Annotated in this window: 11 protein-coding genes; 6 read left to right on the top strand and 5 right to left on the bottom strand. The window is 69.1% G+C overall.

Annotated elements, in window-relative coordinates:
* Positions 1-9 precede the first annotated feature (9 nt).
* Positions 10-888 (bottom strand): GNAT family N-acetyltransferase, encoded by an 879-nt coding sequence (locus tag ACXKR8_RS13350; protein WP_458273126.1) that lies wholly within the window; start codon positions 886-888, stop codon positions 10-12.
* Positions 889-1,065: 177 nt separating this feature from the next.
* On the opposite strand from ACXKR8_RS13350, the gene erpA reads away from it, so the two are divergent.
* Complete coding sequence (gene erpA, locus ACXKR8_RS13345; RefSeq protein WP_458273125.1) at positions 1,066-1,419, top strand: iron-sulfur cluster insertion protein ErpA; 354 nt, start codon at positions 1,066-1,068, stop codon at positions 1,417-1,419.
* Positions 1,420-1,485: 66 nt separating this feature from the next.
* Here erpA and ACXKR8_RS13340 read toward each other — a convergent pair whose 3' ends face one another.
* Together ACXKR8_RS13340 and ACXKR8_RS13335 are read right to left on the bottom strand one after the other, a co-directional pair.
* Complete coding sequence (locus ACXKR8_RS13340; protein WP_458273124.1) at positions 1,486-2,058, bottom strand: hypothetical protein; 573 nt, start codon at positions 2,056-2,058, stop codon at positions 1,486-1,488.
* A gap of 110 nt (positions 2,059-2,168) precedes the next feature.
* Entirely contained in the window at positions 2,169-2,390 is a 222-nt protein-coding gene (locus tag ACXKR8_RS13335; RefSeq protein WP_458273123.1) for a hypothetical protein, read from the bottom strand.
* A gap of 224 nt (positions 2,391-2,614) precedes the next feature.
* Between ACXKR8_RS13335 and ACXKR8_RS13330 the strand changes: the two genes are divergently transcribed.
* Entirely contained in the window at positions 2,615-3,589 is a 975-nt protein-coding gene (locus ACXKR8_RS13330) for a carbohydrate kinase family protein (RefSeq protein WP_458273122.1), read from the top strand.
* An 84-nt stretch (positions 3,590-3,673) separates the two neighbouring features.
* On the opposite strand, the gene ACXKR8_RS13325 is transcribed toward ACXKR8_RS13330, so the two are convergent.
* The gene (locus tag ACXKR8_RS13325; RefSeq protein ID WP_458273121.1) at positions 3,674-5,041 is read right to left on the bottom strand and encodes a cysteine desulfurase/sulfurtransferase TusA family protein; all 1,368 of its coding nucleotides are present in this window, start codon (positions 5,039-5,041) and stop codon (positions 3,674-3,676) included.
* A 338-nt stretch (positions 5,042-5,379) separates the two neighbouring features.
* Between ACXKR8_RS13325 and ctaC the strand changes: the two genes are divergently transcribed.
* The 4 genes from ctaC (at position 5,380) to ACXKR8_RS13305 (ending at position 9,842) form a co-directional block, all read left to right on the top strand.
* Positions 5,380-6,249 carry an aa3-type cytochrome oxidase subunit II gene (ctaC, locus tag ACXKR8_RS13320; RefSeq protein ID WP_458273120.1) on the top strand — a complete coding sequence of 290 codons (870 nt, stop codon included), beginning with the start codon at positions 5,380-5,382 and terminating at the stop codon, positions 6,247-6,249.
* The gene (ctaD, locus tag ACXKR8_RS13315) at positions 6,246-8,027 is read left to right on the top strand and encodes an aa3-type cytochrome oxidase subunit I (RefSeq protein ID WP_458273119.1); all 1,782 of its coding nucleotides are present in this window, start codon (positions 6,246-6,248) and stop codon (positions 8,025-8,027) included. Before ctaC ends, ctaD begins: the two co-directional genes overlap by 4 nt.
* Entirely contained in the window at positions 8,024-8,422 is a 399-nt protein-coding gene (locus ACXKR8_RS13310; protein WP_458273118.1) for a cytochrome c oxidase subunit 4, read from the top strand. Before ctaD ends, ACXKR8_RS13310 begins: the two co-directional genes overlap by 4 nt.
* Before the next feature lie 268 nt (positions 8,423-8,690).
* Positions 8,691-9,842 (top strand): L,D-transpeptidase, encoded by a 1,152-nt coding sequence (locus ACXKR8_RS13305; RefSeq protein WP_458273117.1) that lies wholly within the window; start codon positions 8,691-8,693, stop codon positions 9,840-9,842.
* Positions 9,843-9,912: 70 nt separating this feature from the next.
* Here ACXKR8_RS13305 and qcrB read toward each other — a convergent pair whose 3' ends face one another.
* Positions 9,913-11,592, bottom strand: a complete 1,680-nt coding sequence (qcrB, locus tag ACXKR8_RS13300) for a cytochrome bc1 complex cytochrome b subunit (protein WP_458273116.1) — start codon at positions 11,590-11,592, stop codon at positions 9,913-9,915.
* Position 11,593 lies beyond the last annotated feature (1 nt).

Genomic DNA, 11,593 nt, shown 5'->3' with positions numbered 1-11,593 from the left:
GCGTCGGAGTCACAGATAGAAGCCGGACGGCAGGCACGGGGCCGGCGGCCGCATCCCGCGCAGGGCCAGGAAGCCGCGGGTGCGCACGGTCAGCCCGCCGGCCAGGGCGACGTCCACCGCCCAGTCCTGCTCGGCGGTGGCATGGGTGATCTCGGCCTCGTCGGTCGGCGGGATCCGGGTCAGCGCTGCCGTCAGCAGCCGCCCGGCCAGCCGCTTGGAGGTCGCCGCCAGCAGCACCACCCGGCCGCCGTCGCGGTAGCAGTAGCCGCTGCCGCTGAGGGTGTCCACCACCAGCAGCTCCTCGGTGGTGCGCAGCAGCGTCTCGTGGTCGGGGCCGTGCGCGGCGCCGCGCACGGCCCGGTCCACCGAGTCCAGCAGCGACTGGTGCGAGGCGTCACCGAGGTGCACCGGGATGCTGCCGGGGTCCGGCAGGGCCGCTTTGTCGACCTTTCCGGTCAGCGACATCATCGGATGCAGCTGGAAGCCCGCCGCGTGGTAGCGGCGGGCAGCCCGCGGATCCCGCGAGGCGACGATCATGCCGCGCAGACAGCCGTGGCCGTAGGCCAGGGCGTGGTCCAGCAGCAGCCGGCCCACCCCCTTGCCCTGCGCCGAGGGCAGCACGCAGAACAGCGAGAGGCCCCAGAGGCCCTCCCGCTTCAGCGCCAGCGCCGTCCCCACCGCCTCCCCGTCCTCCTCGGCGAGCCAGCAGCCGCCCGGGTCGGTCCGGGCCAGATGCCGGGTCATCGCCTCGTGTCCGGCTACGCGGTCACTGCTCCACGGGGAGGGCTCCTCCCCGAGCTGCTGCTCCAGCGCGGCGAAGGCGGCGCGGTGGATCTCCCGTACGACGGCGGCGTCCGCTGCTGAGTCGCGGACTGGGCGCAGGATCATCCGCACAGTCTTGCGCGTCACCCCGGCCGGGCAACAGCGACTCGGGAACAGTGACCGTGGTCGAGCCGTATGCGAGCATGGGGGCATAGCAATGATGAGGCCCCCGGAATACTCCGGGACCACCGCCGGTTAGCCGCTGGTAGCAGCAGTACGTCGTCACAACCCGGGAGTATGCAGATGACCGTCCAGGACGAGACCCACGTCGAGAGCGGACTTCTCCTCAGCGATTCCGCCGCGGCCAAGGTCAAGAGCCTGCTGGAGCAGGAGGGCCGCGAGGACCTCGCGCTGCGCGTCGCCGTGCAGCCCGGTGGCTGCTCCGGCCTGCGCTACCAGCTGTTCTTCGACGAGCGCTCGCTCGACGGCGATGTCGTGAAGGACTTCGACGGCGTGAGCGTCGTCACTGACCGGATGAGCGCGCCCTACCTCGGTGGCGCCAGCATCGACTTCGTCGACACCATCGAGAAGCAGGGCTTCACGATCGACAACCCGAACGCGACCGGGTCCTGCGCCTGCGGCGACTCGTTCAGCTAGTAGGCACCAGAGAGTGGCCCCGGTCCGGATCATCTCCGGACCGGGGCCACTCTCTTGCGTCCCGCCCTACTGGTGCACCGGGCCGTGGGTCATCTTGGTGCCGCCGGGGACGACCTTCGCCAGGGGGACCGCCTTGCCCGAGGCGGTGTCCAGGACGGTCCGCTGGTCCAGCGGTGCGCCCAGGTTCGCGGAGACCGACTGCAGCTGGACCAGCTGCGGGCACATCTGGCCCTTCGCGCCCTTCGGCCTCGCCAGCACGGTGATCTTCACCTCCCCGGCCGCCGACTGGTCGGCGCGCAGCGAGTACGTGGAGCAGACGCCGGCGTAGAAGTTCACGGTGAGGGTGGTGCCGCTGGTCGTGTAGCTCTCGGCCTTGAGCCCGCTGGGGGAGGCCGGAGCCGAACCGGGGGGTGCCACCGTGGTGCTCGGCGAGGTGGCCGAGGGCGGTACCACGGTGGGGAGCGGGACCAGCGAGGGAACCGGGGTCCCGCTGCTCGCGCCCACCGAGGGCGGACCGCTGCTCCCCCCGCCGCCGGGGGTGGTGGCCGAGCCGGACGCGCACGCGTTGGTGCCGCCCAGGGCCACGATTCCGAGGACGGCGAATGCGGCCAGCCCTCGTGTCGTCGACCTATGAGTCATTGCTGCCTCCAGCTGGTGTCCCTGTCTGAACGACGATGGGACGCGGAAGGCACGCTCCCGGTTCCGAAATCTGTCAGGCCTGCGTCAATCGGCGACCCTCGGCAGCCGATTCAGGAGCCGAATTCGGAGAGATCCTCGACCAGCGCGGAGGAGTGGGCGCTGACCGGGAACCCGGGGCGGCGGGCCGGCGCGGGCGCGGGCTCCGCGGCCGCCAGCAGCGGCCAGAACAGCCCCAACCTCCGCGAGGTGCTGACCAGCCCGGCGAGGGTGTCGGCGTCGGCGTCCCCGCGAAGGTAGGCGGGAATCTGGATCGGGTTGCTCCTGGGCATCATCCGGGGCTCCAACAAGTCTGAGGGCGACAGGTGGGTCACCCGATATCGACACTAGATCGGCACGGAGTGGCATTCCAGCCCTACCGCTGAGTAACCGCATGCCCCCGATGCGGTGACGCAGCGCGAGGGGCCGGTACGGTAGGCCGGTAAGCCCCCGGTTCGCACCTCGTCTGCACCCGCCCGTTCGCACTCGCCCGTGCGTGCATCCCCAAGGAGCCACTTCCGTGCGTATTGCCGTCACCGGATCGATCGCCACCGACCACCTGATGACCTTTCCGGGTCGATTCGCCGAGCAGTTCGTGGCTGAGCAGATGCACACGGTGTCGCTCTCCTTCCTGGTCGACACCCTGGACGTGCGGCGCGGCGGGGTCGGACCCAACATCTGCTTCGGGATGGGCCTGCTCGGCCTGCGCCCGATCCTGGTCGGCGCGGCCGGTGCGGACTTCGCCGAGTACCGCTCCTGGCTGGACCGCCACAACGTCGACACCAGCGCGGTGCGGATCTCGGAGACCCGGCACACCGCCCGGTTCGTCTGCACCACGGACACCGACCACAACCAGATCGCGTCCTTCTACACCGGCGCGATGAGCGAGGCCAGGAACATCGAGCTGCAGCCGATCGCGGCCCGGGCCGGCGGCCTGGACCTGGTGCTGATCGGCGCCGACGACCCGGACGCGATGGTGCGCCACACCGAGGAGTGCCGAAGCCGCGGGTACGCCTTCGCGGCCGACCCGTCGCAGCAGCTGGCCCGGATGGACGGCGAGGACATCCGCACCCTGGTCGGGGGCGCGGCGTACCTGTTCACCAATGAGTACGAGAAGGCGCTGATCGAGACCAAGACCGGCTGGTCCGAGGAGGAGATCCTGGGCCGGGTCGGCGTGCGGGTCACCACGCTGGGTGCGAAGGGGGCACGGATCGACCGCGAGGGCGAGCCGTCGATTCTGGTGCCGTGCCCGCAGGAGACCGTCAAGGCGGACCCGACGGGCGTCGGCGACGCCTTCCGGGCCGGGTTCCTGGCGGGGCTGACCTGGGAGCTGGGGCTTGAGCGCTGCGCGCAGATCGGGTCGATGCTGGCGACGCTGGTGATTGAGACCGTGGGCACGCAGGAGTACGAGCTGCGGCGGGGGCACTTCCTGGATCGTTTCGCCGTGGCCTACGGCGAAGAAGCTGCAGACGAGGTCCGTTCGCATCTGGCCTAGTTGCTGGTGCAGCTCTGCGGGCTGAACGTTCGCGCAGTTCCCCGCGCCCCTGAGGCCCCAGGGGCGCGGGGAACTGCGCAAACCTCAGCTCAAACGGCGGATCAGGTACCGATGGGCCTCAGGTTCGCCGACATATTCCTGCGACCGCATCTCGCACCAGGCCGGGATGTCCAACCTCGCCGCCTCGTCGTCCGACAGCACCGCGATCAGCCCACCGACGGGCACCGAACCGATGTGCTTGGCGAGTTCGATCACCGGGATCGGGCAGCGCCGCCCCAGGGTGTCCAGGACCAGGGTCTCCGGACCCGCCACCGCGGTCGACGGGGGATCGAGCTGGGCGCGGACCCCCGCCACCGCTGCCGGCAGGACCTCAAGGAAGAGGTCGATGTCGGCGTCGGTGCAGTCCGGCGGCAGCGACACCCGGACGTTGCCCTCGGTGAGGACCCCCATCGCGGCCAGCACATGGCTGGGGGTCAGCGTGCTCGAACTGCAGGAGGAGCCGGAGGAGACGGCGAAGCCGGCCCGGTCCAGCGCGCCCAGCAGCGCTTCGCCGTCCACATAGAGGCAGGAGAAGGTCATCAGGTGCGGCAGCCGCCGCTCCGGGTCGCCGAGCACGGCGAGGTCGGGGACCAGCCGCGGCAGCTCGCCCCGGAGCCGGTCGATCCAGCGCCGCTGCGCCGCGTTCAGTGCTGCCGCCTCCTGCCGGACGGCCCGCAGCGCCACCGCCGAGGCGATCACCGCGGGGACGTTGACATAGCCGGGCACCCGCCCGGCCTCGCGTTCGTCGGCCGGCAGCGGCGAGCGGTAGCGGACCCCCTTGCGCACCGCCAGCACCCCCACGCCGGCCATCCCGCCCCACTTGTGGGCCGAGGCGGTCAGCAGCGACCAGCCGGCCGGGACGTCCAGCCGGCCGGCCGACTGCGCCGCGTCGACCAGCAGCGGGACGCCGGCCTCGGCGCACAGCGCGCCGACCTCCGCGACCGGCTGCAGCGTCCCCACCTCGTGGTTCGCGGACTGGAGCACGGCCAGGGCGGTGCCGGGGCCGCGCACCGCCGCGCCGAACGCCTCGACGGAGACCCGCCCCTGACGGTCCACCGGCACGGTCTCCACCTCGCCCCCGGCCGCCTCATGCAGTTCCGCGGCATGCAGAACGGACGAGTGTTCGACGGCGGAGTGTACGAGTCGCCGCCCGTTCCGGTGATTTCCGGCGAGTGCGCCCAGCACCGCCAGCTGGTTGGCCTGGGTGCCCGAGGTGGTGAAGGAGACCTCGTCCGGACGGGCGCCCAGCTCGGCCGCGACGGTCTCGCGGGCGGCGTCCAGCAGCATCCGGGCCCGGTGTCCGTCCCGGTACAGCCGTGCCGGGTCGGCCCAGCCCTCGTCGAGCGCGGAGAGCAGCGCCTGACGGGCGAGCGGATGCAGCGGGGCGGTCGAGGCGGCGTCGAAGTACGGCACCTGCCCACGGTAGTCGGAGCCGCTGCTGGCGACTCGTCAGGGGGCCGTCCGCGAGGTGCTTGTTTGGGTGGCTTATGGTGTGTCAGCCGGGCGTCGCCGGTGTGTCGCCCGGACGGTCCGCAGGTGTGCGAAGTGCCCATCTGACCAGGGAATCCATCCTTTCGGGGGCCATCCGGGGGCCAGTTCGGCGCGTTAGCCGGACCTGCCCGCGAAGCCCCGTCGGGGCTGGAGTAGGGTTTGGCCCGCATAAACATCCAAACCCTGCCCGCTGACCGGGCCACCGGGACCACAGAGACCCGAGTGGCGCGTGAGCGGGCGAGACTTCGGGAAGGCGCTACGTGAGTCCCAACGGCTCCGACCGCTCGCCGCGGCGCTCGATGCGGCGGAAGCTGCTCTCTGCGCTGACGCTGGGCCTCGTCCTTGCCACCGCCACCGGCTGCTCGTCCTCGCAACTGCCCCGGCTCGGCCTGCCCACTCCGCGTGATGAGCAGGGCAAGACCGTTCTCTTCATCTGGCAGAGCTCATGGATCGCGGCCCTGGCGGTCGGCGCACTCGTCTGGGGGCTGATCCTGTGGAGCGTGTTCTTCCACCGGCGCAGCCGCTCCAAGATCGAGGTGCCGGTTCAGTTCCGCTACAACATGCCGGTCGAGGCACTGTTCACCATCGTTCCGCTGATCATGGTGTCGGTGTTCTTCTTCTACACCGCGCGTGACGAGGACTACCTGCTGAAGAACGACAAACCGCAGCAGATCGTCAACGTGGTGGGCTTCCAGTGGAGCTGGGCGTTCAACTACGGCCACGATGTGGACCCGCAGAAGCAGTCCGCGACGAACGGTCCGCAGGACGGCGCCTACGACGTGGGCACCCCTGACGCGATCCCCACGCTGTGGCTGCCGCAGGGCGAGTCGGTCAAGTTCGAGCTGACCTCGCGCGACGTCATCCACGGCTTCTGGCCGGTCGACTTCCTGATGAAGATGGACGTCATCCCGGGCGTCGTGAACAAGTTCACGGTGACCCCGACCGTGCTGGGCACCTTCCGCGGCAAGTGCACCGAGCTCTGCGGCGTGGACCACTCCCAGATGCTCTTCAACGTCAAGGTCGTCACCCCTGCTGAGTTCCAGCAGCACCTCGACGACCTGCGTGCCAAGGGCCAGAAGGGGTACGTGCCCGCGGGCATCACGACCACCGGAGTGGACAACGCCAAATGACGATCCTCAACGAACCCCAGGGGTCGACCCTCAGCGGTAGCTCCACCACGGTCCGGAAGCCCGCGCTGCAGCGCAAGTCCGGCACCCAGATCATCAAGTGGATGACCACCACCGACCACAAGACGATCGGCACCCTGTACCTGGTGACGTCGTTCGCCTTCTTCATCATCGGTGGCATCCTCGCCCTGACGATGCGTGCGCAGCTCGCCCAGCCCAACGGCGGCGTGCTGACGAACGAGCAGTTCAACCAGGCGTTCACCATGCACGGCACGATCATGCTGCTGATGTTCGCCACCCCGCTGTTCGCCGGTTTCACCAACTGGATCATGCCGCTGCAGATCGGCGCGCCCGACGTGGCGTTCCCGCGGCTGAACATGTTCGCGTACTGGCTGTACCTGTTCGGCTCGCTGATCGCGGTGGGCGGCTTCCTCACCCCGCAGGGCGCGGCCGACTTCGGCTGGTTCGCCTACTCGCCGCTGTCGGACGCGATCCACTCGCCGAGCGTCGGCGCGGACATGTGGATCATGGGTCTGGCGCTCTCGGGCTTCGGTACCATCCTCGGCTCGGTGAACTTCATCACCACCATCCTCTGCATGCGTGCCCCCGGCATGACCATGTTCCGGATGCCGATCTTCGTGTGGAACGTCCTGCTCACCGCCGTCCTGGTGCTGCTGGCGTTCCCGGTCCTCGCGGCGGCCCTGCTGGCGTTGGAAGCGGACCGGAAGTTCGGGGCGCACGTCTTCGACCCGGCCAACGGCGGGCCGATCCTCTGGCAGCACCTCTTCTGGTTCTTCGGCCATCCAGAGGTGTACATCATCGCGCTGCCGTTCTTCGGCATCATCTCCGAGATCATCCCGGTGTTCTCGCGGAAGCCCATGTTCGGCTACCAGAGCCTGATCGCGGCGACCATCGCCATCGCCGGCCTCTCGGTGACGGTGTGGGCGCACCACATGTACGTCACCGGCGCGGTGCTGCTGCCGTTCTTCTCCTTCATGACGTTCCTCATCGCGGTCCCGACCGGGGTGAAGTTCTTCAACTGGATCGGCACCATGTGGCGGGGCTCGCTGAGCTTCGAGACACCGATGCTGTGGACCGTCGGCTTCCTGGTCACCTTCCTCTTCGGTGGTCTGACCGGCGTGCTGCTGGCCTCCCCGCCGATCGACTTCCACGTCTCGGACTCCTACTTCGTGGTGGCGCACTTCCACTACGTGGTCTTCGGCACGGTCGTCTTCGCGATGTTCGCGGGCTTCCACTTCTGGTGGCCCAAGATGACCGGCAAGATGCTGGACGAGCGGCTCGGCAAGATCACCTTCTGGATGCTGTTCGTCGGCTTCCACACCACCTTCCTGGTGCAGCACTGGCTGGGCGCCGAGGGCATGCCGCGCCGCTACGCGACGTACCTGTCCACGGACGGCTTCACCACGCTGAACCTGATCTCCACGATCGGCTCGTTCATCCTGGGCGCCTCGATGCTGCCGTTCTTCTACAACGTGTGGAAGACCGCGAAGTACGGCGAGAAGGTCGACGTCGACGACCCGTGGGGCTACGGCCGCTCGCTGGAGTGGGCCACCTCCTGCCCGCCGCCGCGGCACAACTTCCTGACGCTGCCGCGCATCCGCTCCGAGTCCCCGGCGTTCGACCTGCACCACCCGGAGATCGCCGCACAGGACTACCTGGAGAACCACGGCGAGGTGCCCCCGCACCTGACCGCGGTGCTCGAGGCCAGGGCCGCCGCCGCGCAGGCCGGCGACACCGGAACGAAGGAGGGTGACCGATGAGGGAACAGGGCAAGATCTTCGCGGGCTTCGCCGTCTTCGTCCTCGGCATCGCCATCTGGTACGGCATCTGGTCCAAGGACCCGACCGGCACCACGGCGCTGTTCATGGCCTTCGCGCTGGGCGCGTTCATCGCCTTCTACCTGCTGTTCACCGCCCGCCGGGTGGACACCGGGGCCGGCGACAACCCGCAGGCCGAGGTGTCGGACGACGCCGGGGTCCAGGGCTTCTTCAGCCCGCACAGCTGGATGCCGCTCTCGCTGGGCATCGGCGGCGCGCTGATGTTCATGGGCGTCATCTTCGGCTGGTGGCTGATGTACTTCTCCGTCCCGATCCTCCTGATCGGCCTCTTCGGCTGGGTCTTCGAGTACTACCGGGGCGAGAGCCAGACGCAGTGACAGCGCCTCGGCGCTGAACGGCGCTGAGTGGAGGGGCCGGACACACACCGTGTCCGGCCCCTTCGGCGTTCACCCTTCCAGCCGTCCCGGAAGGTGGTTTGTGCAATGACTTCCTAGAGTGTGACGGTACGTCGGATTTCGACGCGGCACCCTGGAAGGACACCCGATGCGGGCTCGGTCTCTGGTTGTGGCAGCACTGCTGACGGCTCCACTGGCACTCTCCGGATGCAGTGGCGGCGACGCCCCGCCCGGGGGGCAGGACACGTCCGTGGACGCCGCTGCCCTGGTCAGCGTCAGCAACGCCGGGAAGTCCCAGGTGGACCCGTCGGTCCCGCTGGTGGTCAAGGCCGGTAAGGGGACGCTCACCGATGTGACGGTGACCTCGGCCGACGGCCGGGGCGTCGCCGGCGTGCTGACCGCCGACGGCCGCGGCTGGACCTCCAGCACCCCGCTCAGCGCCGGGCAGCACTACACCGTGCGGGTCAGCGCCGACGACGGCCACGGCGGCCGTGGGAGCACCGTCCAGCAGTTCTCCACGGTCGCGGCGGCCAAGACCCTCACCGCCCAGCTGACGCCCGGTGACAAGGCCGTCTACGGGGTCGGCGAGCCGATCACCGCGACGCTCAGCCTGCCGGTGCACGACCCGGCCGGACGGCAGGCGGTGGAGCGCGGGCTGACCGTCGGCTCCACCCCCTCGGTGCAGGGCAGCTGGTACTGGGTGGACGACCGCACGCTGCACTTCCGGCCGCAGACCTACTGGCCGGCCCACGCCAGGATCAGCGCCGCCTTCGACATGCAGGGCCGGCAGGTCTCCGGGGACCTCTACGGCGGCAAGGCCAGCAGCATCTCCTTCAGCACCGGGGACAAGCTGCTGGCGCTGACCGACGCGGGCAGCGACTACATGACGGTCTACCGCAACGACCAGAAGATCAAGTCACTGCCGGTCACCACCGGCAAGCCGGGCTTCGACACCCGCAACGGCATCAAGGTGGTGCTGGAGCAGGAGCAGTCGGTGTTCATGGACTCCAGCACCGTCGGCATCGCGGCCGGCAGCTCCAACGCCTACGCCCTGAACGTGCTCTGGGACACCCGGGTCACCTGGAGCGGGGAGTACGTGCACGCCGCGCCCTGGTCGGTCGGCTCGCAGGGGGTGTCCAACGTCAGCCACGGCTGCACCGGGATGAGCACCGACGACGCGCACTGGTTCTACGACACCTTCCACAAGGGCGACGTGGTCCAGGTGGTCAACAGCAAGGGCCACGCCATGGAGCCCTTCGGCAACGGCTACGGCGACTGGAACCTCTCCTGGGCGGACTGGCTCAAGGGCAGCGCCCTCGGCAAGCCGGTCGACACCTCGGCGGCGACCGCAGCGACCGGGACCGCCGCCGCCCAGGTCGGGCTCCTCCGCCCGCAGGCCTGACGACCCGGCAGCCAAACGGAAGGGCCCCAGCCTGAGGCTGGGGCCCTTCCGTTGCTACTGACGAACGAACTCAGTGGTGGCCGTGGCCGCTGGTGAGCTCGGCGTGCTCCTCGGGGGTCAGCTTGGGGATCTGCGCCGCCTCTCCGAAGTAGCTCTGCGACAGCTTGGCCCGGACCTTGGTGAGCACCGGGACCTTGGACTTGACGCCGTTCTCGTCCACCGCGGCCGGCAGCTCCAGCGGCTGCAGCTGCTCGTGCGCGGTGAGCGTGTGCAGCGACTCGGCGTCCAGCGGGGTGTGCACCTCGATGAACTCACCGTGCGGCAGCCGCTTGATGGTGCCCGACTCGCGGCCGTGCAGCACCTTCTCGCGGTCGTTCCGCTGCAGCCCGATGCACCAGCGCTTGGTGACCGTGAAGGCGATCACCGGGCCGACGAAGAAGAGGATCCGGCAGGCCCAGGTGATGGTGTTGATCGAGAGGTGGAAGTGCGTGGCGAACAGGTCGTTGCCGCCGGCCACCAGCAGGATCAGGTACTCCGCGATCCAGGCCACGCCGAACGCGGTGCGCATCGGCGCGTTGCGCGGGCGGTCCAGGATGTGGTGCTCGCGCTTGTCGCCGGTGATCCAGCCCTCCAGGAAGGGGTAGGCGGCGATCACGATCATCACCCCGCCGAAGATCACCAGCGGGATGAAGACGCCGAGCACCAGGGTGTGGCCCCAGGCCCTGATCTCCCAGCCCGGCATGATCCGGATCAGGCCCTCGGAGAAGCCCATGTACCAGTCCGGCTGGGCGTCGGTGGACACCTGGTCGGGGCGGTACGGGCCGTAGGCCCAGATCGGGTTGACCGAGGCGACCGCGGAGACCATCGCGATCACACCGAACACCAGGAAGAAGAACCCGCCGGCCTTGGCCATGTAGATCGGCATCAGCGGCATGCCGACGACGTTCTTCTCGGTCCGGCCGGGGCCCGCGAACTGGGTGTGCTTGTGGTAGAAGACCAGGATCAGGTGGGCCACCAGCAGGCCCAGCATGATGCCCGGGATCAGCAGCACGTGGATGGTGTAGAAGCGCGGGATGATGTCGGTTCCGGGGAACTGGCCCCCGTACAGGAACATCGCGATGTAGCTGCCGACCACCGGGGTCGCCAGGATCGCGCCCTCCATGAAGCGGATACCGGTACCGGAGAGCAGGTCGTCCGGGAGCGAGTAGCCCATGAAGCCGTCGAACATGCCCAGGAACAGCAGCAGGAAGCCGAACAGCCAGTTGATCTCGCGGGGCTTGCGGAACGCGCCGGTGAAGAAGACGCGCATCATGTGGACCAGCATGGCCGCCACGAAGACGATGGCCGCCCAGTGGTGGATCTGACGGATCAGCAGGCCGCCGCGGACGTCGAAGCTGATGTCCAGCGTCGACTTGTAGGCCTCCGACATCCGGATGCCGTCCAGCGGGGTGTAGGCGCCGTGGTAGACGACCTCGCCCATGCTGGGGGTGAAGAACAGCGTCAGGTAGACGCCGGTCAGGATGATGATGATGAAGCTGTAGAGGCAGATCTCGCCGAGCATGAAGGACCAGTGGTCCGGGAAGATCTTCCGCATGTTGGCCTTGGCCAGGCCGTAGATGCCGAGGCGTCCGTCGGCCCAGTCCGCGGCCTTCTCGCCGATGTGGGCCTGCTCGACCCCGGCCTCGCTGTGACCGATCTGGTGGTCGTCGTGCGAGTCGTCCGGTTCGGGTGTTTCCGCGTGAATGGTCATG

This window comes from Streptacidiphilus sp. PAMC 29251, from assembly GCF_054208735.2.
This window is presented reverse-complemented; position numbering and strand designations above follow the sequence as displayed.